This window comes from Fibrobacter sp. UWEL (assembly GCF_900142535.1).
Taxonomy (GTDB): Bacteria; Fibrobacterota; Fibrobacteria; order Fibrobacterales; family Fibrobacteraceae; genus Fibrobacter.
Map to the genome: position 1 here is coordinate 1 of NZ_FRBE01000025.1, position 25,663 is coordinate 25,663.

22 protein-coding genes are annotated in these 25,663 nt (G+C 48.9%); 11 read left to right on the top strand and 11 right to left on the bottom strand.

What is annotated here, in order from left to right; translation table 11 throughout:
* Nucleotides 1–120: 120 nt before the first annotated feature.
* The 3 genes from BUB59_RS12945 (at nucleotide 121) to BUB59_RS12955 (ending at nucleotide 8,181) form a co-directional block, all read left to right on the top strand.
* Nucleotides 121–2,184, top strand: coding sequence for a glycoside hydrolase family 3 N-terminal domain-containing protein (locus BUB59_RS12945; RefSeq protein ID WP_234980058.1), 2,064 nt, complete (start codon nucleotides 121–123; stop codon nucleotides 2,182–2,184).
* A gap of 189 nt (nucleotides 2,185–2,373) precedes the next feature.
* Nucleotides 2,374–6,024 carry a methionine synthase gene (metH, locus tag BUB59_RS12950; protein WP_073230667.1) on the top strand — a complete coding sequence of 1,217 codons (3,651 nt, stop codon included), beginning with the start codon at nucleotides 2,374–2,376 and terminating at the stop codon, nucleotides 6,022–6,024.
* A gap of 78 nt (nucleotides 6,025–6,102) precedes the next feature.
* Entirely contained in the window at nucleotides 6,103–8,181 is a 2,079-nt protein-coding gene (locus tag BUB59_RS12955; RefSeq protein WP_073230669.1) for a hypothetical protein, read from the top strand.
* On the opposite strand, the gene BUB59_RS12960 is transcribed toward BUB59_RS12955, so the two are convergent.
* A complete protein-coding gene (locus BUB59_RS12960; RefSeq protein WP_143160397.1) occupies nucleotides 8,178–8,678 on the bottom strand; it encodes an LpxL/LpxP family acyltransferase in 501 nt (166 codons plus the stop codon). The two genes, BUB59_RS12955 and BUB59_RS12960, sit on opposite strands and share 4 nt — an antisense overlap.
* A 23-nt stretch (nucleotides 8,679–8,701) precedes the next feature.
* On the opposite strand from BUB59_RS12960, the gene BUB59_RS15245 reads away from it, so the two are divergent.
* The gene (locus tag BUB59_RS15245; protein WP_159433379.1) at nucleotides 8,702–8,833 is read left to right on the top strand and encodes a vitamin B12 dependent-methionine synthase activation domain-containing protein; all 132 of its coding nucleotides are present in this window, start codon (nucleotides 8,702–8,704) and stop codon (nucleotides 8,831–8,833) included.
* Between the two features lie 27 nt (nucleotides 8,834–8,860).
* On the opposite strand, the gene BUB59_RS12970 is transcribed toward BUB59_RS15245, so the two are convergent.
* The 5 genes from BUB59_RS12970 to mraY all read right to left on the bottom strand — a co-directional run bounded on the left by BUB59_RS12970 (nucleotide 8,861) and on the right by mraY (nucleotide 14,709).
* The gene (locus BUB59_RS12970; protein WP_073230673.1) at nucleotides 8,861–9,325 is read right to left on the bottom strand and encodes a hypothetical protein; all 465 of its coding nucleotides are present in this window, start codon (nucleotides 9,323–9,325) and stop codon (nucleotides 8,861–8,863) included.
* On the bottom strand, nucleotides 9,325–11,076 hold the full coding sequence (locus BUB59_RS12975; protein ID WP_073230675.1) for a hypothetical protein: 1,752 nt from the start codon (nucleotides 11,074–11,076) through the stop codon (nucleotides 9,325–9,327). Before BUB59_RS12975 ends, BUB59_RS12970 begins: the two co-directional genes overlap by 1 nt.
* 191 nt (nucleotides 11,077–11,267) lie before the next feature.
* Nucleotides 11,268–12,113, bottom strand: a complete 846-nt coding sequence (locus BUB59_RS12980) for an LpxL/LpxP family acyltransferase (protein WP_073230677.1) — start codon at nucleotides 12,111–12,113, stop codon at nucleotides 11,268–11,270.
* A 20-nt stretch (nucleotides 12,114–12,133) separates the two neighbouring features.
* Complete coding sequence (locus BUB59_RS12985) at nucleotides 12,134–13,474, bottom strand: UTP--glucose-1-phosphate uridylyltransferase (protein WP_073230679.1); 1,341 nt, start codon at nucleotides 13,472–13,474, stop codon at nucleotides 12,134–12,136.
* 86 nt (nucleotides 13,475–13,560) lie between these two features.
* Nucleotides 13,561–14,709, bottom strand: a complete 1,149-nt coding sequence (gene mraY / locus BUB59_RS12990; RefSeq protein ID WP_073230681.1) for a phospho-N-acetylmuramoyl-pentapeptide-transferase — start codon at nucleotides 14,707–14,709, stop codon at nucleotides 13,561–13,563.
* 137 nt (nucleotides 14,710–14,846) lie between these two features.
* On the opposite strand from mraY, the gene BUB59_RS12995 reads away from it, so the two are divergent.
* The 6 genes from BUB59_RS12995 to BUB59_RS13020 all read left to right on the top strand — a co-directional run bounded on the left by BUB59_RS12995 (nucleotide 14,847) and on the right by BUB59_RS13020 (nucleotide 21,341).
* Complete coding sequence (locus tag BUB59_RS12995; protein ID WP_073230729.1) at nucleotides 14,847–15,260, top strand: zinc ribbon domain-containing protein; 414 nt, start codon at nucleotides 14,847–14,849, stop codon at nucleotides 15,258–15,260.
* Between the two features lie 15 nt (nucleotides 15,261–15,275).
* Complete coding sequence (locus BUB59_RS13000; RefSeq protein WP_073230683.1) at nucleotides 15,276–16,103, top strand: Cof-type HAD-IIB family hydrolase; 828 nt, start codon at nucleotides 15,276–15,278, stop codon at nucleotides 16,101–16,103.
* A gap of 111 nt (nucleotides 16,104–16,214) precedes the next feature.
* A complete protein-coding gene (locus BUB59_RS13005) occupies nucleotides 16,215–16,862 on the top strand; it encodes a hypothetical protein (protein WP_073230685.1) in 648 nt (215 codons plus the stop codon).
* 91 nt (nucleotides 16,863–16,953) lie between these two features.
* On the top strand, nucleotides 16,954–19,521 hold the full coding sequence (locus tag BUB59_RS13010; RefSeq protein WP_073230687.1) for an NPCBM/NEW2 domain-containing protein: 2,568 nt from the start codon (nucleotides 16,954–16,956) through the stop codon (nucleotides 19,519–19,521).
* Nucleotides 19,518–20,633, top strand: coding sequence for a glycosyltransferase (locus BUB59_RS13015; protein ID WP_073230689.1), 1,116 nt, complete (start codon nucleotides 19,518–19,520; stop codon nucleotides 20,631–20,633). Before BUB59_RS13010 ends, BUB59_RS13015 begins: the two co-directional genes overlap by 4 nt.
* 45 nt (nucleotides 20,634–20,678) lie before the next feature.
* On the top strand, nucleotides 20,679–21,341 hold the full coding sequence (locus BUB59_RS13020; protein WP_234980059.1) for a DUF4261 domain-containing protein: 663 nt from the start codon (nucleotides 20,679–20,681) through the stop codon (nucleotides 21,339–21,341).
* Here the strand turns inward: BUB59_RS13020 and BUB59_RS13025 are convergent.
* Both BUB59_RS13025 and BUB59_RS13030 read right to left on the bottom strand, forming a co-directional pair.
* Nucleotides 21,325–22,104: a pseudouridine synthase gene (locus BUB59_RS13025; protein WP_073230693.1), complete on the bottom strand. Its 780-nt coding sequence runs from the start codon at nucleotides 22,102–22,104 to the stop codon at nucleotides 21,325–21,327. The two genes, BUB59_RS13020 and BUB59_RS13025, sit on opposite strands and share 17 nt — an antisense overlap.
* Nucleotides 22,085–22,888: an arginase family protein gene (locus BUB59_RS13030; protein ID WP_073230695.1), complete on the bottom strand. Its 804-nt coding sequence runs from the start codon at nucleotides 22,886–22,888 to the stop codon at nucleotides 22,085–22,087. The genes BUB59_RS13025 and BUB59_RS13030 overlap by 20 nt, the downstream gene beginning before the upstream one ends.
* A gap of 35 nt (nucleotides 22,889–22,923) precedes the next feature.
* On the opposite strand from BUB59_RS13030, the gene BUB59_RS13035 reads away from it, so the two are divergent.
* Nucleotides 22,924–23,694 (top strand): hypothetical protein, encoded by a 771-nt coding sequence (locus BUB59_RS13035; RefSeq protein ID WP_073230697.1) that lies wholly within the window; start codon nucleotides 22,924–22,926, stop codon nucleotides 23,692–23,694.
* Here BUB59_RS13035 and BUB59_RS13040 read toward each other — a convergent pair.
* Genes BUB59_RS13040 through queF form a run of 3 tightly spaced genes read right to left on the bottom strand, consistent with a single transcriptional unit; the run spans nucleotide 23,691 to nucleotide 25,632 of the window.
* Nucleotides 23,691–24,389 carry a queuosine precursor transporter gene (locus tag BUB59_RS13040; protein ID WP_073230699.1) on the bottom strand — a complete coding sequence of 233 codons (699 nt, stop codon included), beginning with the start codon at nucleotides 24,387–24,389 and terminating at the stop codon, nucleotides 23,691–23,693. The two genes, BUB59_RS13035 and BUB59_RS13040, sit on opposite strands and share 4 nt — an antisense overlap.
* Entirely contained in the window at nucleotides 24,386–25,072 is a 687-nt protein-coding gene (gene queC / locus BUB59_RS13045; protein ID WP_073230731.1) for a 7-cyano-7-deazaguanine synthase QueC, read from the bottom strand. Before queC ends, BUB59_RS13040 begins: the two co-directional genes overlap by 4 nt.
* A 56-nt stretch (nucleotides 25,073–25,128) precedes the next feature.
* Complete coding sequence (queF, locus tag BUB59_RS13050; protein WP_073230701.1) at nucleotides 25,129–25,632, bottom strand: preQ(1) synthase; 504 nt, start codon at nucleotides 25,630–25,632, stop codon at nucleotides 25,129–25,131.
* Nucleotides 25,633–25,663 lie beyond the last annotated feature (31 nt).

Genomic DNA, 25,663 nt, shown 5'->3' on the forward strand with positions numbered 1-25,663 from the left:
ATTAAATTTTAGAAAATAGCCCATTTTTTGTTTAATTTAGGCGAAAGTCAACAAAAAAGGGTGGCGAAGCCACCCACACATGTTGATGAAGAGCCTCTTTTAGTTTAGATTTAATCTTGTATGAAAAAGAATTACAAGTTTATTTCCGCTGCTGTGGCCACCATGTTGGCTATGGCAATTCCTGGTTTTGCTGCAATCACCGGTAACGTGGTGGATGCTCAGGGCGCTCCCTTGAAGGACGCCGTTGTGTCCATTAAGACGGTGCCTAATCTTTTGCCGGATGCGCGAACCCTTTCCAAGGCCAAGGGTGATTTCCACTTGAAGGAAAAATTTGCGGATCCCCAGGTTTTGATTGTTCGTAAGGCCGGTTTCTTGCCCGAAACCTTGACCGTGGCCAAGTTGGCCGAGCTGGCTGCTGAAAATTCCGCAGGTCCGGCGAAAATAGTTTTAAAGCGGGATCCCGTCGAAGATCGTATCGACAAGCTGATGGCCGACATGTCTTTGGATGATATGATTGCCCAGATGACGGAAGCCATGGTGCCCAACGTCAAGTGTGGTAATGGTATTTGCGGTTCTGCTTTGCAGGGCGGTGGCGCTTATTCTGCTGAGTTCTACAAGGCAGGTTGGGCCCAGAAGATTCCTGTGACTTATGGCAAGGACTGTGTCCATGGTGCCGCTGATTTGATTAACGGAACGGTGTTCCCTCATAATATTGGCCTGGGTGCTACTCGCGATTCTGCGTTGGTGCGTCGTATCGGCCAGGCTACTGCCGAAGAAATGTGGGCAGCCCACATCGATTACAATTTTGCTCCTGCGCTGAGCGTTCCTCAGGATGAACGTTGGGGCCGCACCTACGAAGGCTTTGGCGAAAAGCCGGAACTTGCCATCGATCTTGGTTCCGCTTATTTGCGCGGCTTGCAGGGTGATCATTTTGACGCAGAATGGCGCATTACTGGAACCATCAAGCATTTTATTGGCGATGGTGGAACGGCTAAGGGTTGGGACCGCGGCGACGTAACCGTGGGCGACAAGAAGATTCGCGAAATTCATTTGCCGCCTTATATTGCGGCGGTGGAACAGGGCGCCCAGAGTGTGATGGCGAGCTTCAATACGGTCAAGGGCGTGCATCAGCATGTGGATTCTTTGCGCTTGACGGGCTGGCTCAAGACTGAACTTGGATTTGACGGTTTCGTGATTGCGGACTGGGAAGGCATTGAACATTCTACCACACCGGGCAACGCAGGTGACTATTCAGGAAAGAAAACCAACGTGTCTAGCGACGAAGCCATTCGCCGTGCCATTAACGCTGGCATTGACTTGGCCATGGTGCCGTCTTCCGCAGAATCTTTCGTGAGTACGTTGACGACCTTGGTGAAGGATGGCAAGGTTTCCGAAGATCGCATTAAGGACGCTGTTCGTCGCATCCTTCGTGTGAAGATTCGTGCTGGTCGCTTGGATAATCCTATGGGCCCCGCACCGTATGTGGGCAAGGCTGAAAATATTGGCAGCGCAGAACATCGTGCCATTGCTCGTGAAGCGGTGCAGAAGAGTCTTGTGGTGCTGAAGAACGAAAGTGTGCTGCCTTTGGCTAAGGACGGCAAGGTTTTCGTGACTGGTTCCCATGCGGATCAGACTGGCCTTCAGTGCGGCGCATGGACTTTGGGCTGGCAGGGAACTCGTGGTGACGTTCCAGGGGCAACCTCTATTCAGGGCGGCTTTGACCAGGTGGCTGCAGGCTCCCGCGTCGAAAATGCAGATAGCGCAAACACCGTTGTCTATGTCGTTGGTGAAACTCCTTACGCAGAATGGTTCGGCGACTTCCGCGAAAAGGACTTTAACGGTAAGATTTTCACCACGGAAAAGTCCCACATGACTCATTTCGAAAGTACCGACGAAAACATCAAGCAGGTGAATGCTTGGAAGGCTGCCGGAAAGAAGGTGGTGCTGGTTCTTGTGGCTGGCCGCCCGCTCCCCATTACCAAGTTGATCAACGCTGTGGATGGCTTTGTGATGGCATGGCTCCCCGGTAGTGAAGGCGCAGGCGTTGCCGACGTGCTCTACGGCGATGTTAAACCCACGGGCAAACTGCCTCATACCTGGCCAAAGGACGCCAAGCAGATTCCCATTAACGATGGGGACGGAAAGAAAGGCTTGTATCCCTACGGATTTGGCTTGACCTACTAAAATTGTGGTATAGGGAATTTCTATTACTAGATTTAGTTTGCGGGTATAACAGGGGGTATTTGATGAACGCCTAGATTGTACTGGGCGTTTTTCTGTTGAAAGGGCTATCCAATTTATCTATATTTATGCATGAAAATGCATAAATGCATAAGGGCTGTGGGCGGTTTACGCAAGCATAGGATGAATAAAATGACTCTTCGCGAAGCTTTTGAAAGTAAGATGATGCTCTTGGATGGCGGTATGGGTTCCGTCATTCAGGATTATGGCATTAAGGGTGCCAATAACGACATGCTTTCTATTGAACGTCCGGATGTGATTCTGGATATCCAGCGTCGCTATGTGGATGCCGGTGTGGATGTGTTGACCACCAATACTTTCTCTAGCCAGCGCGTCAGTCAGCACGAGTATCATCAGGAACACCGCATTGCGGAGATGAATCGCGCTTCCGTAAAGATCGCCAAGCAGGCCGCCGAGGAAGGTTTCAAAAAGTACGGCCGTAAGGTTTATATCGCTGGTGATGTAGGCCCCACCAGTAAGATGCTCTCCATGAGCGATGATGTGAACGATCCGGCCAATCGCGCCATCACATTTGACGAACTGGAAGACGCCTACCTTGAACAGATCCAGGTTCTTATTGAAGAGGGGGTGGACGCCATCCTGGTGGAAACCATTTTCGATACCTTGAATGCCAAGGCTGCTGCCAGCGCCTACATCAAGGCTAAGGAAAAATACGAGGCCGATACTGTTGCCCGTGGAGAAACGCCCCGCGCTCTGGAAATCATGTTCTCTATGACGGTGAGTGACGCCTCTGGCCGTACGCTGTCTGGTCAGACGGTGGAAGCGTTTACGATTAGCGTGATGCATGCGAAGCCTTTGTCCATTGGCCTCAACTGCGGTTTGGGTGCTGACGGTATGATTCCGTATCTCCGCCGTATGGGAAAGCTGGCTCCTTGCTATTTGAGCTGTCACCCCAACGCCGGTTTGCCCAACCAGTTCGGCGGTTACGACGATACGCCGGAAGATATGGTGCGTTTGATGACGCCCTACATGGACGAAAAGCTGGTGAATATGATTGGCGGATGCTGCGGTACCACTCCGGAACACATCGCTGCCATGCGCAAGATGCTAGACGCTCTGCCCGCAGATTATGAACGCCGCAAACCCGCGCCTGCATTCGTCACTTCTCCGCTGCTTCGTTTGGCTGGCCTTGAACCGCTGTTAAAAAGTCAGGTTCGCCCCAGCAATGGTGCGGATAACAGCAACGTAGAGGATTTCGTTCCTGTTGGCGAACGTTGTAATGTGGCCGGCTCCAAGAAATTCCTGCGCCTCATTAACGAAAAGAATTACGAAGAAGCCCTGGACATCGCCCGCAAACAGGTGGAAGATGGTGCCCAGGTGGTGGACGTCAATATGGACGACGGCCTTCTGGATGCCAAGCAGGAAATGAGAACTTTCCTCAACTTGCTGGCTTCTGATCCGGCCATTAGCCGCGTGCCCATCATGGTGGACAGTTCCCGTTTTGAAGTTATTGAAGAAGGCCTGAAATGCGCTCAGGGTAAGTGCATCGTGAACTCCATTTCTTTGAAGATGGGTGAGGAAGCCTTCATTGAACACGCCATGACGGTGAAGCGTTTGGGCGCTGCTGTGATTGTGATGCTCTTTGACGAAGAAGGCCAGGCAACCAATTACGATCGCCGCGTGCAGATTGCTTCTCGCGCATATAAGATTGTCACGGAAAAGTGCGGCTTTGACCCGTCCGATATTATTTTCGACCCCAACGTTTTGACGGTGGCAACAGGCATGGCGGAACATAACGCCTACGCTCATGACTTTATTCGCGCTTGCCGCTGGATTATTGACAACCTGCCTGGCGTCCGAATTTCTGGCGGTCTTTCCAATTTGAGTTTTGCATTCCGTGGCAATAACTACTTGCGCGAAGCTATGCATTCTACCATGCTGCATTATGCAACTCCCAACGGCATGGGCATGGCCATTATGAATCCTGCCGCCGCTGTGGAATACAAGAGTATTCCTATGGAACTTCGCATGGCCATTACGGAAGTTCTCTTCAATACTCATCCGGAAGCAAGCGAAGAGTTGATTGAAATTGCTGGCCGTATGAATGCGGCTCAGATGGCTGCAAAGGAAAGCGGTGCCAAGTACGATCCCAAGGCAATTTTTAGTGTAAGTTCCCCGAGCCAGTCGAGGGGCGACGAGGCTTCGGACACCTCGGCAAGCTCGGTGACCTTGACTCCGGAAGAACGTTTGCAGGAAGCTCTTTTAAAGGGGACTTCCACCACTCTCCAGCCGGATTTGATGGAATTGATTAATCGTGGCGATAGCCCGGTGAACATTATTTCTGGCCCGTTGATGGACGGCATGAACGAAGTGGGCCGCCTCTTTGGCGAAGGCAAGATGTTCTTGCCCCAGGTGGTGAAAACCGCTCGTACCATGAAAAAGGCTGTGGAAATTTTGCAGCCCTACATTGAAGCGGGCAAGTCCGCAGATGGCGCCGGCGCTTCTCGTGGCAAGATTGTGATTGCTACCGTGAAGGGCGACGTTCACGATATCGGAAAGAACATCGTGTCCGTGATTATGGCTTGTAACGGCTTTGAAATGGTGGACTTGGGCGTGATGGTTCCCGAAGACGTAATCGTTAATGCCGCTATTGAACACAAGGCTGATATCGTTAGCCTTTCTGGTTTGATTACGCCGTCTCTGGAAGAAATGTGTACCGTAGCTACCAAGATGCAGGAGGCTGGTCTTCGCATTCCTATTATCGTTGGCGGCGCTACCACAAGCCCCACTCATACTGCAGTGAAGATTGCTCCCTGTTATGATGGCCCCGTATTCCACGTTCGTGATGCCGCTAGCAATCCTGGCCTGGCCCAGAATCTTCTGGACCCAGCTACAAGTGCAAAGACTATCGAAGACAACCGCATCGAACAGCAGCATATTCGCGACAAGCAGGCTGGCATCATCAGCGCCGCCGAAGAAGCCTTGGCTGCTGCCGAAAAGACCCCGTTGGAACGCCGCTTTGCTTGCGATTGGTCCAAGTACAGCCCGGTGCAGCCGCCCTTCTTTGGCGAAAGCAAGTTGCCGCCAATCTCGTTGGATAAGGTCATCCCGCTGATCAGTTGGGAATACTTCTTCTACACTTGGAAGGTGAAGCCCGATTGCGAAGAAGCAATAAAGCTTAAGGCTGATGCCGAGGCTTTGCTTGCCGACTTGAATCGTCCGGAATATGCTCTCCGCGCCGTCCAGGCGTTCTATCCTGCCGCAGGCACTGACGGCACCATCGTCTTCAATACCGCACGTACCGGCACCGCCGAAGATATCGTAGAAATCAACACTGCCCGTCAGCAAAATCCGGAAGGAACTTGCCTTGCTCTTTGTGACTATGTGGCTCCCGCCGACGCAAAGACCGCTAGCGTGTACAGCAGCGTTGCAGGCGATAAACTGTTCCGCGACATTGTGGGTGCGTTTGCCGTTACCGTCAGCGACGCACTGGAAAGGCGCTTAAGCAAGCTGAAGGAAGAACAGGGCGGCAGCGACTACGATGTGCTCCTGCTCCAGACCGTTGCAGACCGCCTTGCAGAAGCGGGCGCGCAGTATCTGAGCAACCAGCTGGATGCTACCTGCGAATGGAAGGGAATCCGCCCGGCTGTGGGTTATCCGGTGCTGCCTAATGTTCGTGAAATTTTCAATGTGGCTAAGCTCATCGACTTTAACAGCGTTGGAATTAGCCTTACGGAAAATGGCGCCATGTATCCGCAGGCATCTGTCAGCGGCCTGTACATTAGCCATCCGGAAATTGAATACTTCAACGTGAAGGTGTAAACGTCTATCTCGGCTTGACCGAACGACATTCTTAATACAGAATTTCTATTATTGTGCTGGGTTTAAAATGGAGGAAAAATGAGTTTCATTTCCCGCACATTTGTTTGTTCTGTTCTTGCTGTTGCCAGTGTTTTTGCCGCCTGGGATGGTACCGCTGTTTTGCCGAAATCCGTCATGGAAGAGGGCAAGGAAATCTATGAAATCACCACTCCGGAAGAGTTGATTGGTTTCCGCCAGATGGTGGATACAACATACAGCTTCATAAATGTGAGGCTGAAAAACGATATTGTATTTGGAAAGGATACGCTTAGCCTCTCCGAAATTCCCTGGATCCAGAATGACCTGACCCATTATCAAACTTATATGGAGTCATTTGATGGTCAGGGACATACCATTTATGGGTTAAAATCGGACCTTCCTCTATTTATAAATGTGGGAACACGGGGTGGTGTAATCAAGAACTTGAATATTGCTCACTGCGAAATCGGTTCTGATACTGTTAAGGTCATGGGTGGCCTTATGGTTAGCCATTCAGGTGGTGTTCTTGAAAACGTTGAGGTCCGTAACTGCCGTATTTTTTCCCAGGGAACTACAGGTGGTGTTGCCGGTTTTCATTCCTACAATAATTCCTATGCCTCTGAAATGCATCATGTGCGTAGTGTGAATAATCGCATTTCCGGTAGTAACAAGGTGGGTGGCGTTGTTGGCTATGCGTACGCTCCTTTGACCAATGCTTTCAACTCCAGCGAAATTGTAGTGGACGATTCCCTGGTGTGTAGCGGGTTCAATGCCATTACCTATGTAGGCGGCATTGTGGGCGATTACACTCCCTATGAATCGGACGATCCTTCCTATACCCTAGATTCTGTGGTGAATGAAGGGAACATTACCGTAAAATCTTGCGGCAATGTGGACGTGGGCGGCATTGTGGGTGAATCTTATCGTTCTATCGTGAGCGGAAAGAATGCCGGCAAAATTTCCGTGGAAGGCAATTATCATTTTGCTACCGTGGGTGGCATCGTTGGCTACATGAACAAGTCCTGGAAGACTGGGTTTACCGCCTGGAATCAGGGCTCCAAGGAACTTTATAACTTTGGTTCCGTCAAGGCCACTTCCGTAGATTCTGTCCGTGTGGGCGGTATTGTTGGGGATAGTCGTAGTGGTGCTTTTATGGGTGCGTTGAACTTTGGTGATGTGGAGGGCGTCTCTACCGCTGAATTTGGCGTAAACTATGTGGGCGGAGTCTTGGGTTATGTATACAACCTTGATGAAAATGCCCTTGCATATCAGGTGGGCAACAGAGGAAATGTTCGCAGCGAATCCAACAGTGATCATTATGTGGGCGGTGTTGCAGGTGCTCTTGTGGCAAATGGTTCTTATGTCATGGACTTGACCTATTTGCAGCAGGCTTTTAATTACGGTGATGTACTTGCTGTTAGCGAAAGTGCTGGAGACCGGTATTCCCGTTTTGAAATTGGCGGCATTGTTGGCTTTGACAATTTCATTAAAATCCAGGACATGTATAACCGCGGAAATGTGTCTGTTCAGATTCCTGAACGCCAGTATCAGTATTCTGGTGGTCTTGCAGGAAAGGCCTATTACACTAATGTGGAAATGAATTACGGTTACAATGCAGGCAAGGTGGATGGCAAACTCGTTGGTGGTTTGATTGCGTGCCTGAATACGATTGGCGGGACGAAGCACCTTTACCAGGATACCCTCGTTCATGATGTGGAACTTTATTCCGTCATTTTCGAGAATGCCTCTAATGAGGTGAGCGAACTGACAGGCCTGCACAAGAGCTATACGGAATACATGCAGAGTGATGATTTTGTCTCCTTGCTGAATACCCGTGACGGCTCGGTGGAAGACCAGAAGATTTGGACCCGCAGGGGCGATTATCCCGTGTTTTTCTTTGACACCCTGATGGTTTATGCTCCCGAACAAAATCCGGATGATAATCCTGGTGTTGATCCTGTGGATCCTGGCGAAGACCCTGTGGAAGCCCCTCTGGGCATCGCACAAAAGTACGAACCCCAAAAGATGGATTCCAAGATCCTTCTTTACTCCGCAGGTTCCAAGATTCAGGTGTTAAAAAAGAATGGCGCCACAGAACGTATTTATTCCATTCTGGGACGCCAAATCCAAAAGCGTTAAGCTTTAAAATTCCCGTGGTAGTTCCAGCTCCACTGGGAGGGGTGTTCCGCGATCCAAGTTTCTACTTCCTGGGCGATTTCGTTGATGAGATCGCCTTTGTATTTAGGCGGATAATACTTTTCGAAGCGGATGACGATCTTTCCTCGCAGGCCACCTTTCGTAAAGGTCCTGAAGGTAACGATTCCTGCCCCCATCTGGTTTACCAGTTGGGGCAATCTTAAGAATAGGGTTGAGTCTTTTCCAAATAACTGAACCTTGTTACCCTTGGTGTTTTTTCCCTGGTCAAAGACCATGGCCAGAATGCCTTCACTCTTGAATAAGTTGCGGATCAGTTCCCGAGACTGGTCGGGACTATATTCCGTGAGACAAGGGTCGCTACGTAATTCTTGAATAAGCTTTCGCAGCTCGCCGTCCCCGAGGGTGTCCGTTACTAGATGGACGTTGTTGCTGAAATGACACAGGCTGCGATGCAGCAACTCGAAGGATCCTTGATGGATGCTATGTTCGTGAAATTTTCAAAGTGGCTAAGCTCATAGACTTCAATAGCGTTGATATTAGCCTTACGGAAAATGGAGCTATGTATTCGCAGACATCTGTCAATGGCCTGCACATCAGCCATCCGAAAATTGAAAACTTCAATGTGAAGGTGTAAGTGTCAAACTCGGGTTGGCCGAAAATCTTATTCACAAGGGACTGCTTGATCAAGCATCTCCTTTGTGATATGGTAAACCATTCCATCGGGAATTGCATCATTGCGTAAAACGCAGAAGTTACATTCGCCAATGTTTTCAAATGATTTTAAGTCTCTTATGTCGCCTTCAATCAAGTTGTCTTTTTCATAAAAAAGACATTTCCGTTCTTCGTTGAACTCGAAAACTAACCGAACATGATAAAGAGCATCTTTCTCACTAGAGCGTAGGCCGTTTTCTTGAAGAAGAGGGAAACGATGGTCTCCAATTGCATATGCGGAATCTTTGGGCGAAATGGGTATAGTATCAAAAACGTCGCAATCTGCGCATTTCCATAAAAACAGAATGTTGTTTTCAGTATCGTTTACGAAAATAACTTCGTTTTGAGGATCACCTCCCTCGGAACAAGCAAGAAAAATTCCAAATACAAATGATAAAGGGAAATTCTTTTTCATTAAAGCCCCCAGCATTTAAAAAGATTGTCCATATCTGTTGAACTGTACTTATTGACTCCGTTTTTTCCGGGAGGGTTGTTTTTGATTAAGTACTTTTTCATAGAAGAAAAATCTTGATTTTGAAAAAAAGCTTCTTCAATGTTTACAATGTTAAATCCGGAAACTCTATCGAGCTTTGTGCAACTCCACTCTACTTTGGGGTTGTTGTCCATCAAATCTTTGACAATACCTGTATACTGTAAATCATACGGGGCATTATATGCTGTTGAATTATACCTTTGTTCAATAAAGTAGTTTTGAACGCCTCTGGCATAGGAGTCTTTATAAGTGGGAGTTAAAACCCAGTTGTATTCAGCCACTTGTGGATATAATGCATAATCAGTCTTCATATTCCAGTACTGCGACGAATGGGCTATTTCGTGAATAGTAGTTCCAAATACTTCATGATGACTCCTTTCATAGGCTAGAATACAGATGTTATCGAATACGATTGCGGTACCTGTTTGACCTACGGTTCGGTTACCTGCATTACAACCGAAACCGGGGTTGTCTGTGAAAATTGAAAAAGCTTTCGTATAATCTTTTTTGTTTTTGTAATAAACTTCAATGTCTAAACTAAGGTTTGTCAGAGTATTTTGTCTAGGTCTTTTTAACCCGTAATTATCTCCATACCAATATTGATACGCAGCGCTCCAGATAATACTCCATAGAGCATGTTTACCTTCAAAAATAGGAGTCCATTGTTGTTTCGTACTATTCTTTTCGATTTCCAAATCTTCGCCATAAAAGGAATGTCCGTTTTCTAGAAGGAAATCCTCTGAGTCAAAGTTCGCTTCATAATCGATAGAATAACTCCATTTTTCCGGAATAGAAAATGATCCGTCTTCCTTTGTATGGGCTTCTCTCCAATAATAGGAGTAACCGCCAGTAACACGAACTCCGACTAAGGGTAAGTCCTTGTTTAGCGTTGTGTCGCGATACATCAGTTTGCCACCCATTTTTCGAGCACTGCTGAATAGAGACCACGCGAATTTAGGCTTGTTGAATGTTTTGACCCCGTCTGAGGATAAACGCTCGTTTAGATTACCTGTCATTTCAAGAGAATTCCATTCAACTTCTCGAAGAGACACTCCCAGGTCGGATAGCTTGGAAGCGGACTTCTTCGTCAGTCCTTTAGTCCTGCTTAGAAGGCGTTTCTCAACAGTGGTTGAATCGTTGTCGATATCATCACAATCATCGCCACCACATTCGTCTGGTTCAACAAGAAACAATTTCTTAATGACTTCGTACTTTGTGGGACCGAATTTATAGTCTACAGGAACTGTGGCGAAGTATGGAATGACCGAGTCTGGAAGTGTAGGGTCTATGTAAACGGCTGGCTTAGAGATCTGTTTGTAGTCCATCGGATGTTTAAACAAGACGAGAGTAGAGTCATAACTCTTCAATTCTCTTTCGCCTTGTTTGCCGTTTGCTAAAAATCTAACGTAGAGGTAATTCGCTTCAAGAGATAGTGTTTCCGCTTCAAGAGAGTCCTCTGCGGAACGGCTTTTTGCAAGTACGGTCTTTTTCAACGCAACGTTCATGTTTTCTACTGAATATGGGTCGTGCGAAGGGTCGCTAACAATAGCTGATGATAGTATGTTTACTATCTTGGCTTCGTTGATTTCATTTTCGGAAAACTGCGTTGGAGAAGATTCTGTTGTACATCCCCAAAGTGCAAATAAAAGCGCAAAGGCGCATTTTTTTTTCATCTATTTTACTCCTAAACTGAATTGATGTCGTAATGCGTATATATAATGCACTTTAATTATCAATGAATATAATTTGTTTGAAATAAAAAAGAATGAATTAATGGGTAATGATTTCTTTACGAACGAAAATTGTATAATTGTTTGTAATTCAAAAGTTGAATTTTAAGCGTACAATGTATAACGTTTTCTGCTTACCCCTTAAAATTCCCGTGGTAGTTCCAGCTCCACTGGGAGGGGTGTTCCGCGATCCAAGTTTCTACTTCCTGGGCGATTTCGTTGATGAGATCGCCTTTGTATTTAGGCGGGTAATACTTTTCGAAGCGGATGACGATCTTTCCTCGCAGGCCACCTTTCGTAAAGGTCCTGAAGGTAACGATTCCTGCCCCCATCTGGTTTACCAGTTGGGGCAATCTTAAGAATAGGGTAGAGTCTTGTCCGAATAACTGAACCTTGTTACCCTTGGTGTTTTTCCCCTGGTCAAAGACCATGGCCAGAATGCCATCGCTCTTGAATAAATTGCGAATCAGTTCCCGAGACTGGTCGGGACTATATTCCGTGAGACAAGGGTCGCTACGTAATTCTTGAATAAGCTTTCGCAGCTCGCCGTCCCCGAGGGTGTCCGTTACTAGATGGACGTTGTTGCTGAAATGACACAGGCTGCGATGCAGTAACTCAAAGGACCCCTGATGGATGCTTATCGCTGCAATAGGGCCGTGACGTAAGGCTTCGCGGATGATGTCGGAATTCTCGAAAACCACCCGCTTGGTGACTTCCGGCATGCGGTCCAGCCCGCGGTAGGAGTCAATGGCATTCCAGTAAATCCCGCGGAAAACACTGCGGGGCGTCGTATGTTTCAAGGCCGGTGTGGGGTTTGCCGCTACTGCATTTTTCAAGTGCTGGACAACGCGACCGTAGGCCCTGTCCTTATGGAGGGCTTTATAGATGGGATAAGCCTTGTTGAATAAATCTTCGAAGATGCGGTCAGGAAAACGAAGAAGTACGCGAAATACCGTTTTGTAGAGGGTGTATTTCTTCAAGGTACTTCCTCGCAGGTCGCTTATTCTTCGTCAAATTCCAGAATGCTCTTGCCCAGTTCGCGCTCGAATACACGGCGGGAAAGGTTTTCGCCGGCGTAGCTCAGAGTGGGGGAGATTTCGTAAAGCTTGTTGGGGTTGATTTCCACATGAGCCTTGCGCAACCATTCACGATGAAGCTTACCAATCATGGTACGTGCGGTTTTCGGGCTGTCGTTCCCTTCTGCATTTTTCACCGGGCTGAACTCTTCTTCACGAATCACACCGAAGGGCATCATGGAGCCCAGCTGCGGGAATGCATCAAAGAGGAACTGTTCGAACTTCCAGCACTTTTCAATACCGCAAACCGTCTTGCGGGCGGTGTGCCACGGGAGCTTGCTGGTCTGCAGCTTGCGCAATCCCTCAATCTTGAACAAGTGAATAGCGATGTTACCGCCGTCGAAGGTCAGACTTCCATCGGGATTGGTCATGTCGCGATATTCTTCCGGAAGGTCGCTGTATTCCACTACGCCGGGCTTCTTGTTCTGGAAGGCGAAGATACCCACCTTTTCGTTGGCGTTTGCCTTATGGACTACCTTGGAAGCGCTCATGCTGCGGCCTTCGCTGGCCAATGCGCCAATGAATGCCGGGTCACAGACGCGGCAGAGGGCGTTGTCCACGCTGTACAGGAACACGTAGCGTACGCCACGTTCAATAAGCCATGCTAGAGTGCCGCTCTGGGCCAAAGCTCTAAAGCAACCGCCGTTTCCGTCCGGTACCAGGGCCAGATGGTCTTCTCCATCACGGACGGCCTTGCCTTCGGGAGTGAGGGCGCAAATGGTGCCCTGTTCAAAGAAGCGGATGTTGGTACGGTCCATCCCGAAGAAGTTGTTCTCGGTAAAGAAATTGACGGTAGCCTCGTGATTCAAGGGGCTGGTCATAATGCACCAGGGAATGGGATGTCCCACCTGGGCTGCCAAGTTCTGGAGGCGTTCTGCCTGGAGCTGGAAAAGGCTCTTGTGGCTGGGGAGACCGATGTCAAACATACCCTTGGGACCTTCAAAGCCCAAGCGGGAACCTTGACCGCCAGCCACCAGGAATGCGGCCACCTGGCCCTTGCCCAGAAGAATTTCACCAGTTTCCTTCCAGAAGTCGTAACGCAGGTCGTCTGCGCCAATCTTGAAAGGCATGGGCTTCAAATCAGAAGAAACATTGTCGGACAGACTTGCAGTAGACTTTTCAGCATGAAGAGCCTTCAACTCTTCCCAATCCTGACTAGCAACATCACGTTCCAAACTCTTACGTGCATCACCATCCAGAGTATTCAAATAGTTTGCCAACTCTTCCTGGCCAGCAGCAATCAACTTCTCAACCATTTCGCTCATATCGTATATCCTAAAAAAAGACCTTGTAATTTTGACGCTCAGTTCATACCTGCTTTAGCGTCGGCCAGGTCATCTCGTAACTCAAATTATCTAATGCCAAAGAAAATCACCATAGATACAATCAGCGCGAAGATGCTGACCAGGTGCATTCTCCACACGATCTTGGAATTCATCAGGGGCTTGCTGGGGAAGCGTCCATCCCACTTCTTCTGGTAATGATGGTGCAGGGGGGCGCAGAGGAAAATACGACGACCGGTTCCTGTTGTCTTCTTGGTAATCTTGAACCAAAGAATCTGGAGCAAGACGGAGCAGGCTTCTGCGATGATGATAATGCAGACGATGGGGTAGAAAAGACCGGCTTGAACCAGGATGAACATGATACCGATGGCAGCGCCGAAGCCTACGGAACCTGCATCGCCCATGTAGATTTCTGCGGGAGGGCTGTTGAACCAAAGGTAAGCCAGCAAGGAACCTGCAATGGCTGTAGCCAAGGGGAACAATTCGTCGCAGCCCGGCAGGTAAGGTACGCTGAGGTACTGGCTAAAGATGAAGTTGCCGCTAACGTAAGCCACCAGGCCCACAAATACCATACTGGTCAAGATAGGCACAGAAACGAGACTGTCCAGACCGTCGGTAAAGTTGGTACCGTTGGCGGATGCGGCGATCACGAAAGTCATAAAGCCTACGAAAATCCAGTTGGGGAGATGAATCTGGAAAACATCGTGAGGGAAGAACGGAACCGTCAGATTGCCTTTTAATTCAGGAATGAATTTATAGCAGAAAATGGCAACAACGAGACTAAAGAGGAAGTAGAGGAACAAACGCAAGGAACTGGAAATGCCGTCGGCTTTGTCCATATAGTCGGCGGCCTTCAGCTTGCCTTGCATGACCATGCGCTTGGCACGAACCTTTGCGATGTCGTCGATGGCACCTACGGCGGAGAATGCTGCCAGCACCACCAGGGTAGAAATGGTGTAGCCGTTCATCTTGCAGACCAGCAGGGAAACGATTTCCACAACGATCACCAGCAGGAGACCGCCCATAATGGGAGGAGATTTCTTGGAACCGTCCTTATCGAAATCGCTGGTAGCGTCCAGACCCTGAAGCAGCCTGATGTACTTCGGCATGAAGAACAGGACCATGATGATAGAAAGCATGGCGGCCACGCCTGCGCGGAACAGACGGCCGTCAAAAAGTTCAATGTTTGTAAAATGGAAAAGCCACTGACAAAGCATAGTTCTATTAACGGTTATTGTTAAAAGTGATGGGTTTACAAAAATTAACGGGTTTAATTTAAAAATAAGCGGGAGGATTGGCTCTTGTAATTGAAAAAAATGTATGAATACACAAGCTTTTTCTACATTTGGGTTGTATGAGTAATTTGCACATTGAATGCCCCCATTGTGGTGCTTCTTTTGATTTGGAACTTCAGGGCGAAAAGGCCAATATGATGGTCTTTAGTTGTGCCCGCTGTGGAACACCCCTGATGTATTGTCACGGTGAAGTGGGGGAGTTGGATAAGGATGAATTTGCAAACCTTCGCAAGAAACTGACCTGCGCTATTGACGCCGCCGTCAGCCGCGATGGTAACCTTGCCTCTGTGGCGGAAGCCCTCAAGGGAATGCTGGACAAGTCCAACGAGATTGCCGAGGAGCGTGCTTCGGAAACGGTGGAAAAAAGTGCGGAAAAGGCTCCGGAAGGATCTGCCCTGACGGACGAAACCTTGGCCAATCTCCAGAAGGAATTGGACGAGATGGACGCTGAAAGCTTTTTGGACCAACTTTAATTCCTTGGCAACAAGATGAAAATTCTTTTCTCGGACTTAGACGGCACTCTTCTTACGGATGACAAGACCATCCTTCCCGAGGATATGCAGGCCATCGAGGATATGCTTGCCCAGGGCCACAAGTTCGTGATTACTACGGGTCGCCCTCTGGCCAGCGCCAAGATTCTGGCTAAGAAGTATGGTTTCTACAAGCCGGGATTTTTCCTGGTCAGCTTTAACGGCGGGCTTATTTTTGACAGTGCTACAGAACAGCCTATCCTTACTCGCCCCATCCCGGTGGAATCCATCAAGAACATTATGGATGCTGCCTTTGCCCGCGGTTTCCATGCCCATACTTACGCTGGAGATCTGGTGGTCTCAGAACACGAGACGGAACAGCTGAAGACTTACTGCAAGACCATGTTGATGGATTACGTTGTCGTAAAGGATATTCGGGAATATTTCGGTGATTTCATCAATGTGGTCATTAAACCGCCCATTAAGGTGAATATCATTACTCCTGGGGATCACTCCACTCTTCTGGATTTCCGCACAGAAATGCGTAAAACGACAGAGGGAAAGCTGTTTGATGTGTTCAGTAAGCCTGAAATGCTGGAGTTTTCCCACCTGAAGTCCAATAAAGGGGACGCTGTTCGCTTCATGAGCGAGTATTTTAATGTCCCTCTTGAAGATACTATCGCTTGTGGGGACGAAGAAAACGATTGTCCCATGATTTTGGCCGCTGGTTTAGGTGTTTCTATGGCAAATGGCTCTGAAATTGCCAAAAAATCCGCAGATTACATTACTGAAAGGGACAATAATCACGGCGGTGTTGCAGAAGTCATTCGAAAGTACGTCCTTTAGACTAATACTTTTGGATTATTTTTGGGAAAATTAAGGAAAACGGACGTTTTTGCACCGGTTTTATTATTATATTTTCTTTACAAAGTTATCATACGATTAAGGAGAACATTTATGAACTTTCCTAAATTAATCGTTCTTTGTGGTGTTTGTGCAGCTATGAGTTATGCGGGCATTTCCATTCACATTGACGGGGGTAAGAAAAAGAAACATCATGACGCGCCCCCCCCTCCTCCTCCCCGTTGGAGTATTGACGAACGTAGCTGTGATGGTCCTACTTGCTGTGATTTGCATATCGATGGCGTTTCTTCCGAATACGATCTGCGTTGTAACGAACGTATCGAAGAAGCTTCCGTTAAGATTCGTTCCGGCAACGGTTCCAACTCTGAACGTCTGAAGGAAGGTCACGGCCGTCTGCGTTATACCCTGGATCGTGATGCCCGTGCTGAACTCCGCGTTCGTGGCGTGCCTCGCGTCTTCAAGGAACGTATGTGCGATAACGGCATCTGCTGCGATTTCGAACAGGATTCCCGTTCTCGTGATTACAAGATTCGTTGCGACCGTCCCTATGATCGCGTAGACCTTCTGGTGAAGGCTGGTGGCCGTAAGGATCATTTCGCTCTGGAAAATCGCGGCCGTCTGCCGGTTGAATTGCGTCCGGGTGACCGTTGCGAACTGCGTATCACTCCGCCCCCTCCTCCTCCTCCTCCGGCACCGGAAAAGAAGAAAAAGAAGGGCGTTGACATCCATATCCGTCTCTAGTTTCTTAAAAAACGCGAAACGTTTGAAAAAGGGTAACCCATTGGGGTTGCTCTTTTTTTTGTGAGTAACTTAATTTGCTAAATTTGCCGCCATGAGTAAAGTGAAGGATTTTTTCGCTAAGAATTTTGATAAGAAGACTGTTTTGACCTCTATGGGCCTGACTTTGGCCGTACTGGTTGTTGCGTTCCTTATTTTTGAGTTCTCTTCTGTCCCATTTGCCCGTCGCATCGACATCCAGCTGGGCTATTATTCCATTTTGATCACCTTCCTGCTTCTTTTGGCGGGTATCGTCATCAATATTCCCTTCATTTCGAAGAATTTCAAGAGTTACCTTCCTTCGGGGAAGTCCATTTGTGTCCTCGCCGTGGTGACTCTCATCTTTTCCGTGTTCATGTTCAACAACATCGGGAATACACATCGCGTTCTCAGCGACGAAACCAGCTGGGAATCCATGGGCCTCCAGATGTATTTCCAACATTCTGGTGGTATCTGTAACGAAGGTGATTGGCTGAACGGTAAGCTGAACTGCGTTACGGAAGTGAACAATTTCAAGGGAAAGGCTCTCGGATTTGTCTATTCCCTGGTTTTCAACGTGGCGAACCCCAACCGCGACACGGCTCTGCTGGTGAACTACCCGTTCTACATCTTCAGCCTGTTCCTCTTCTTCTTTGCCCTGTCCCAGTGGTTCAAGGAGAAAAAGTGGGTGGAAATTCCCACCAGTCCGGTTAAGGGAAAGACTGCGTCCGAGAAGAAACTCCAGCTGGTGCCTAATGAAGGTGCTGCCCTGGCTGCGGCTACTTTCCTGGGAGGCATGCCCATCTATCTGTTGCAGGCTCGTTCAGCCTCCACGGAAGTTCTTTATATCTTCCTGCTGTCTGCGCTCATGGCCTGGTATGCCTTTGTGCCTGCCAATAAGGTGACCTGGAAGCATTTCCTGCTGACGGTTCCTCTGCTGGGTTTCTTTGCACAGACTCGACAGGAAACGGTTTTTGCCTTTATACCCTTCGCGCTGTATTACTACAAGTATTTCCTTGAAAAGTTCTATAGACTGCCCGCTTTTGTTGCTGCGGTGATTTTCGTCAGCTGGCCTTCCGTGAATACCATGGCGGCCTACCGCGGTTATGACTTCCAGGGAGGCGAACACGCTGCACACTCCTTGGATAACTTCATTTTCAACATGAAGACCAATCTGGAAGTGATGATGAACCTGGATCAGGATCCTGCCTTTGGCGGTATCATGCAGAATCCCTTCTATACTAGCTTTACGGTTATTCTGCTGTTGACCACGGTCTGGTTACTGGTTAGAACCATTGTGTGGCGTAAGTATTGGCGTGGACTTGTTCTGGGGCTTGCCTTCTGTATTCAGATTTTCGTGATCCTTCTGAACGTTTCCGGTACCTTTACCATCGATATTAACCAGCGTTATGTGCTGGTGGCCTTGCCCCTGTTTGCCCTCATTATGGCCTTGGGATTGTACGATGCCCTGCAGTTTGCTTCCAAGATGAAGGTGGAATCTGCGGGCAATATTGTGGCTGTGGTGGCTTGTCTGCTTTCTCTGGGCCTGATGATCTACCACGGGGACAGCTTCCGCAATAACATGCTGTATTACAAGAATAAGCTGCTGGCAGAAGAAGATTACCTGGATCGCGTTCTGGAATCCTATCCGGAAAACTCCATCTTCATCTACGCACGTCCCTGGCAGATGCTTGCTTCGGGCCATAGTTCCTACAGTGAACGTACTTTCATTGGCTGGGATCTGGAAACCTTCGCCCAGAAGATGAAGGCTTCCAACGGGAATATTTATGTGGTTCGCGGTCAGGATGGCTATGGCGAACTGAACCGCAAGAGCCGTGTGGTGGGCTTCAAGACCACCGACCAGATGGACGAAATCCTCAAGGACTACAAGCACGAACGTGTCCTTTGGGAACCGAGACTGTTTGGCTATCCTCTGGCAATTTACAAGATTAACGCCAAGCGCGGGGTTTCCGATTACCAGCAGAAGTTCTTCGTCAGCGACATGGAGAATAATTCCTTCATCGTCAATAAGAACTTCCCGGAAGGCCTCTCCTGCACTTACTCCCTCAATGGAGAACTGCAGGAAGATCTCCATCTGACTCTGGATGTGGATACCTTGAATCTGGATTCCGCAAAGATTGCAAAGGGTCTCAATCGTGCAAATATCGATTGCCTCATGCCGGACAGCGATACGCTTCATATCATCAAGGACTTCTTTGTGGATGGAAGCGACGTACTGCTTCTTTCCGATTTCAAGATGGCTAGCTTCACTCAGGATTGGGGTGAACCGCAGATTAACACCACTGTTGAACATCGCCGTCTGACCTTGAACGGCGTGCCTTACCGTTACGGTATTGGCTCCCACGCAAATTCCAATTTGGTTTATCGTCTGCCTTCCAATTTCAAGACCCTTCATGGAACCATTGGCCTGGACGATGAGAGCGTCTGTGGCGATGGCGCCAGCTTTATCGTGGCCGGCGATGGCCGCGAATTGTTCCGCAGCAAGCGCATGTATTCCATGGAAACTCAGGATGTTAACGTGGACGTTAATGGCGTGAAGGTCCTGGAACTTCGTATTGATATGGGCGGCAATAAGGACTGCGACCACGGCGACTGGATCAACATGTGGCTGGAGGCTCGTTGAAAGTCTTAATTGCACCGCTGGACTGGGGCCTAGGGCACGCAACCCGTTGCGTACCCATTATTCGCGAATTCTTGCGGCAAGGTGCAGTGGTTGAAATTGCGGTGGTCAAGGCTAATGCGGCCTTCTTCAGGGAAGCGTTTCCCCTGCTGCGTCAGCGCCTGGCTCCTTCCTACAATATTGTGTATCCCAAGCATGGCTATAATATGGGGCTGTGGCTTGCGAAGAACGGAAATCACTTGAATAAGGTGATCCGCTTTGAACATCAGTTTGCTGAAGAAATGGTGGAACGCCATCATTACGATATCCTGGTGTCGGACAATCGCTTTGGCTTTTACAGCCACAAGGCGAAGTCCATCTACATGACGCACCAGCGTCGAATTGCATTCCCAAAAATGCTTGCTGCGGCCGAATCCCTGGGTATCCTGTGGCACAATTCCGTCATGAGACATTTTGATGAAGTGTGGGTGCCGGATGTTCCCGAAATGCCTGGGTATGCGGGAAGCATGTCTCATGTGAGATTCTGCCCTCGTCCCGTGAAGTACGTGGGGCTGTTGTCTCGCTTTTCTGACATGCCTCATGCAGCAAACCCGTCGCAAGATGAATCCATCCAGGAATCTTTTTCGGACTCCTACAAGTTCGTGGCGGTGGTCTCCGGAGTGGAACCTGCTCGAGGACGCTTCGAGAAACGTCTTGCAGACATCTTCGGAAGTATTCCCGGTAGGCACGCCATTATCCAGGGGCGCCCCGCAGTTGGTTACCGTACGAGAGTGGAAGGCAATGTGGAATACTATTCCCATCTGCCGGATGAGCAATTTGCTCGTATGGTAAAGTCTGCGGAATGGATTGTTTCCCGCGGAGGTTACAGTACGGTCATGGATATGGCTGTACTGGGCGCCAAGTGCGTGTTTATCCCTACGCCGGGACAGTACGAACAGGAAGTTCTTGCTCGCAATCTGGATCGTTCTAAACATGCTGCTTACATTGCGGAAAATGAACTGGACAGAGATTCCTTAATGGCCGCAATTGAAAATTGTGAAGTTCAGATTCCTACTGCACAAAAAAATGACTTGCTGAAAACAGCCGTCGTCCAATCCTTTAGGAAAAAAGTTTAGTTAGACAAGGAAAGACCTATGCCTCAATTTATCTTAGCATTTCCCATGAACGTTGGTGTCGCCGACAATATTGTGGTCAACGAAACGGTTACTATTGCTGCCGATGCAAAAACAGTTCTCATTCCTGGTTGCAGCGTTATGTTTAACGTTGTCCGTAAGGATGCAGTTCCGCAGCTGGTAGACATCTTCAAGGAACATCAGGATATTTCTGCTGAGGCCGCCACCGCTATTGAGCAGCACAAGTCCCTGCTTTTCTTGCTGGGTGAAGCCAAGTCCATCGAAGATGTGAACATGGTGAATATGGCTATTCTCAAGATGTTTGCCGCTGGCGCCAAGGGTGTATATATGCAACAGTCCGGTGCCGCCTGGACCGAGGAAGGTTTCCGTGATGAAGTGGGGGATGGTGAATATCCTATGGACCCGTGGATTAACTTCGTGGAACACGGCGATTTGATTTATACTTTGGGCTTGGCCTGCTTTGCTCTGCCGGACTTGAGCATTTCTACTTCTGAAGAAGACCCTCAGGAAGCTTTGCTCCTTGCTGCAGACACCATCTTTGGGGATGGCGTTCCCGCTAAGTCTGGAAATGAAGTTGACTGGGGCGATGACGAAGTTTACGTGCTCCGTCAGGAAACCAAGATTCCATTCCCGAAGGACGCTCCTGAATATAACAAGGGCGGTATTCTTCGTCTTAACAGGAAAAAGTAATTTGCTTTATGCATCCGGGCTTCAAGTTTTCCAGCTTGAAACAGTCTATTTGGATGCGGACTAGACGCTGGACTTCAAAACCTAAATGAGCCAGCATTCTGCGGATTTGACGGTTCTTGCCTTCGTCCAAAGTCACTTCTAGCCAGCAGTTCTTTTCACCTTCCTGGATCATCTCCACGGAAACGGCGTGCATGAATTCTTCAGGTTCGCCAAAGACTCTCGGGGGGACGGTAAATCCGTCCTCCATTTTCTTTAGGTCTTCTAGAGAGGGTTTTCCTGCAGTCTGTACTCGATAAATTTTGAGATGTTCTGCAGGTCGATCCTTCCGGGGTTCCATAATGTTGTTGGCCCATTCCGTATCGTTGGTAAAGAGCAGCAAGCCTTCGCTGGCGGCGTCTAGACGACCAACGGGCGCAATGTGGGGCACGGACTTTCCGGGAAAAAGTTTGGCGAACTGCTCTGCGAAAACGTCCATGACGGTGGCGCGGCCTTTTTCGTCGCTAGCCGTTGTCACAACCCCACGGGGCTTGTTCATCATAAAATAAACTTTCTGGTTGGCCTCAACCTTCTGGCCGTTGACCGTAATTTCGTCGTTTTCCCGAGCGGGGGCGTCGGGATCGTGGACGGGCCTGCCGTTCAGCTTTACGCATCCCTCACGAACAAGAGCCTCGGCCTTGCTCCGGCTACAAAATCCCCGTTTGGATATGACGCGGGCAACCCCGTGGGTCTTTCCGGCAGATGTCTTATTGCTCTTGAAATGCATAACTCAGGAGGTTATATAGCTTTTTATTCAGGTCGTTGTTCAGGACGTCTGCGTCTCCCGCTTCAGAAAAGTCGCAGTCTTTTGCCCGCTCCCCGCAGATGTCTACTCCCAGAACTCTATGGTTCTTAAAAATCTCTAGCAGGGTTTCTTCCAGCTGGGTATAAGTCAGGCTGCCTTGGTCCCAATTCGTTGCCGCATCCGCCGGGCGCAGGGCGTCCTTGTCGATGCTGATGTAAACGTCCTGAAGGGAGGGGAGGATCGCCTTTGTCAGCTCCGCCACATTGGAATTCTGGACTTGACTTTCCGTAATGAAGGTGACTTGGTCCTGGTATTTTTCAAATTCCGCTGTGGGGTCCTGTTTTAAATCCTCAATAAGCTGGTCAGACACCCCAATCAGAATCACGTTCTTCACGAAGGCGTTATGGTCCAGAACTTCCTTCACCCAGCCTCCACAGCTGAGAATTCCCTCGAATCGGGGCGGCTGCATGTCGGGATGATGGTCAAAGATGACCAGGTTAAAGGGCTTCTGGAGGCGGTCCGTCCATAGCTTGCTCATATAGTGGTAATTGCCATTGTCAAAAAAATGAATGCCAGGCTTGTCGTCTGGAAGCTGATTCATCAGTCGGGTGATTTCTGCCTGGGCATCGTCGTCGCAATAGCAATCCGTACCGCTAATTTGTGTACAATCTATCCAGGTTGCAGCCGGATTCTGCATGAAATCCTGCATAAAGGGCTGTTCTCTGTATACGGATGTAAAATCCTGGAAACTTTGTACGAAAGGCATAACACAAAGTTACAAAAAAAATTATTTTTGGCGCCATGATTACAAAGAAACATGTTGCCGTAATTCTTTCCATTATTTCTGTTCTCGCCATCGCCTTTTTCGTCCGCGACTGGTATGTCTTTTACAAGTGCGGTGCGGTGGAACAGTGCCTTGCTGAATCCAGCTATTTCCAGCATTACACCAAGTTCTCTGTAACCACCATCATTACCATTATGGCGCTATTCTGCGGTAGCAAGTACAGCTTCTGCAAGCGTGACCGTCGCCTTCTTCAGGCAGGTATGCTCTGTGCCCTCTGTGCGGATGTCTGCTTCAAGATTCTTCACAACGCCACTCACCTTTTTGAACATAGCACCGACTACACCTTGCTGGGAATCTGCTTCTTCATGGTGTTCCAGGCAATCTTCATCTACCGTCACACTCGTACCAGCGATACTGACAACCATGTGCCGTTCATCATCATCATTCCCTTTATCGTGATGTTCATCTTTAATGCTTTGCATCTCTTTGGAATGTTTGATTCTGCCCTGGTTCCCACCGTAGCAACTTACGCCGCCTTCCTGATTTGTTCTTTGGTGGTGGCTTGCAAGGTTCCCAAGATTGGATATTTCTCTCCCAAGAACGCCACCATCATCAAGCGTGGCATGATTCTGTTCTTCCTGGGCGATGTTTGTGTGGGTCTTTCTCTTGCAACGGGGCCGGATCACAGTATCCAGGAAATCATTGCAACGGTTTCCAATAATTTCGTCTGGTATTTCTATGTTCCCGCCCTCCTTTGCCTGGTGCTGAGCGGCTACCGTAGAGACTAAACTTTAAATTCTTCCAGAACCAGTTCCTCACCCTTCTTTGAATTGCGGGTAAGCAAGTAGAAGATAGGGGTGTCGAGTGCTGCAAGAATCATCTTGAATAGGTACTGGCCGATCATCATGGAGGCAAGTACGGGGCGCATTTCCGGCTGGAACAGCCAGCCGAAACCAATGCCAAATGCAATGCCGATAAAGACGATGGTGTCCAGAATCTGGCTTGTCATGGTGGAGGCGTTGTTCCAAATCCAGCGGTGCTTATTGTGGCCGTACTTCAAGATGTAGCGTGCGCGAATGGTGTGGAAAATCCAGATGTCCCATTTTTGCGCAATCAGGTAGCCAGCCAAACTTGCCAATACGAATACCCAGTTCTGACCTAGCAGGCGAACGTAGGTTTCCTGCATGTTGGCGTCTGCAGCGGGCAGGTATTCCGTCAGTAAAATCAGGAGGGAGGCGAAAATCTGGCCGATAAGGCCAATGATTACCGCCTTGTTGGCTTCTTTCTTTCCCCACAGTTCACCAATGATGTCTGTTGCCAGGAAGGTGACTGCATAGCAGACCCCTGCACCAGGCAAGGTTACGGCATTGCCGAACAGAGTAATGCCGGTGTACATCAACTTCGCGGTGACCACATTGGAAATAATGAGGCCTGCCGTAAAGATGACATTCAGAAGAATCAAGTTATCTACAGTCTTTTTCATAGGGCGGGATCCTCCGCGTTATTGGCGGCAAAAGCTTTGGCTCGATCGATGCAGGTGCCGCATTCACCGCAGGGTTTGTCGCCGCCTTCGTAGCAGCTCCAGGTCAGTTCAAAGGGTGCTTTCAGTTCCAGCCCTTTCTTCACAACGTCTGCCTTGGAAAGACCTGCAAAGGGTGCTGTTACCACAACCTGGTCGTAGGTTCCGATGGAAATGGCCTTGCTCATGGTGCTCACGAAAACTTCGCTACAGTCGGCGTAAGCGTTACCGGCTGCGTCATCACCGTGGGCCCCCAAGTAGATTTCCACGTCATCTTTTTCAAAAATGCTCTGGGCGAGACTGGCGCAAACGCTAAGCATCAGACCATTGCGGAAGGGAACGTAGGTGCTGACCTTCCCCTTGGCGGTGGCGATTTGTTCGGCGTAGCTCTTGTGTTCAATAGTCTGGGTGGATTGAGAGAGCAAGGAACAGTTGGAAAACTGCATCACGCTGGAAAGGTCAAATTCGTAATGAGCCAACTTGTAGTGGGCCGCTACTTTGCGGGCGCATTCCAGTTCCTTGTTGTGCTTTTGACCGTAAAAGATGGAGGTAGTGGCTACATTTTCGGCGCCGTATTTAGCTACAGCCATAGCCACGCAGACGGTGGAATCCACACCGCCCGAAGAAAGGACGATTGCTTTTTGCATAGAGATGAAGGGCGCAGAGGGACCCATCAAAAACGAGTCCCAAGCGCGAGGCTAAATTATTTCCAGGAATTTCTGCGATCGATGCTTGCGAAAAGGCGATCGGTTGCCTTCTGTTCGTACACGGTGCCCGGCTTGCCGTAGTTGGCGAAGGGGTAGATGGAGATGCCGCCACGAGGGGTGAAGATGCCTTCCACTTCAATGTACTTCGGGTCCAGCAACTTGATCAGATCCTTCATGATGATGTTGGCGCAGTCTTCATGAAAGTCGCCGTGATTGCGGAAACTGAACAGGTACAGCTTCAGGGACTTGGATTCCACAATGTACTGGTCCGGAACATAGTTGATGCGGATTTCTGCGAAGTCCGGCTGACCGGTCTTAGGGCACAGGGAAGTAAATTCCGGGCAGTTCAGCATGACCATGTAGTCATTGCCGGGATGCTTGTTGGGGAAACGTTCCAATACATCGGGATCGTAATCGTACTTGTACTTGGTATTCTGATTTCCAAGCAAGGTGACGCCATCAAGTTCGGCGTCGGTGCGGCCACAATTTTCTTGAGCCATGTTTACTCCTAGTTTTGTTTTGAGACAGGAT

What these genes read in the sequence shown, in the direction of transcription:
- BUB59_RS13010 (WP_073230687.1), top strand. Translation starts at nt 16,954, where the DNA reads ATGAGTAAAGTGAAGGATTTTTTCGCTAAGAATTTTGATAAGAAGACT.
- BUB59_RS13035 (WP_073230697.1), top strand. Translation starts at nt 22,924, where the DNA reads ATGATTACAAAGAAACATGTTGCCGTAATTCTTTCCATTATTTCTGTT.
- BUB59_RS13025 (WP_073230693.1), bottom strand. Translation starts at nt 22,104, where the DNA reads ATGCATTTCAAGAGCAATAAGACATCTGCCGGAAAGACCCACGGGGTT.
- BUB59_RS13030 (WP_073230695.1), bottom strand. Translation starts at nt 22,888, where the DNA reads ATGCCTTTCGTACAAAGTTTCCAGGATTTTACATCCGTATACAGAGAA.
- BUB59_RS13000 (WP_073230683.1), top strand. Translation starts at nt 15,276, where the DNA reads ATGAAAATTCTTTTCTCGGACTTAGACGGCACTCTTCTTACGGATGAC.
- metH (WP_073230667.1), top strand. Translation starts at nt 2,374, where the DNA reads ATGACTCTTCGCGAAGCTTTTGAAAGTAAGATGATGCTCTTGGATGGC.
- BUB59_RS12975 (WP_073230675.1), bottom strand. Translation starts at nt 11,076, where the DNA reads ATGAAAAAAAAATGCGCCTTTGCGCTTTTATTTGCACTTTGGGGATGT.
- BUB59_RS12970 (WP_073230673.1), bottom strand. Translation starts at nt 9,325, where the DNA reads ATGAAAAAGAATTTCCCTTTATCATTTGTATTTGGAATTTTTCTTGCT.
- BUB59_RS12955 (WP_073230669.1), top strand. Translation starts at nt 6,103, where the DNA reads ATGAGTTTCATTTCCCGCACATTTGTTTGTTCTGTTCTTGCTGTTGCC.
- BUB59_RS12945 (WP_234980058.1), top strand. Translation starts at nt 121, where the DNA reads ATGAAAAAGAATTACAAGTTTATTTCCGCTGCTGTGGCCACCATGTTG.
- BUB59_RS13020 (WP_234980059.1), top strand. Translation starts at nt 20,679, where the DNA reads ATGAACGTTGGTGTCGCCGACAATATTGTGGTCAACGAAACGGTTACT.
- BUB59_RS12995 (WP_073230729.1), top strand. Translation starts at nt 14,847, where the DNA reads ATGAGTAATTTGCACATTGAATGCCCCCATTGTGGTGCTTCTTTTGAT.
- queF (WP_073230701.1), bottom strand. Translation starts at nt 25,632, where the DNA reads ATGGCTCAAGAAAATTGTGGCCGCACCGACGCCGAACTTGATGGCGTC.
- queC (WP_073230731.1), bottom strand. Translation starts at nt 25,072, where the DNA reads ATGCAAAAAGCAATCGTCCTTTCTTCGGGCGGTGTGGATTCCACCGTC.
- mraY (WP_073230681.1), bottom strand. Translation starts at nt 14,709, where the DNA reads ATGCTTTGTCAGTGGCTTTTCCATTTTACAAACATTGAACTTTTTGAC.
- BUB59_RS12985 (WP_073230679.1), bottom strand. Translation starts at nt 13,474, where the DNA reads ATGAGCGAAATGGTTGAGAAGTTGATTGCTGCTGGCCAGGAAGAGTTG.
- BUB59_RS13005 (WP_073230685.1), top strand. Translation starts at nt 16,215, where the DNA reads ATGAACTTTCCTAAATTAATCGTTCTTTGTGGTGTTTGTGCAGCTATG.
- BUB59_RS13040 (WP_073230699.1), bottom strand. Translation starts at nt 24,389, where the DNA reads ATGAAAAAGACTGTAGATAACTTGATTCTTCTGAATGTCATCTTTACG.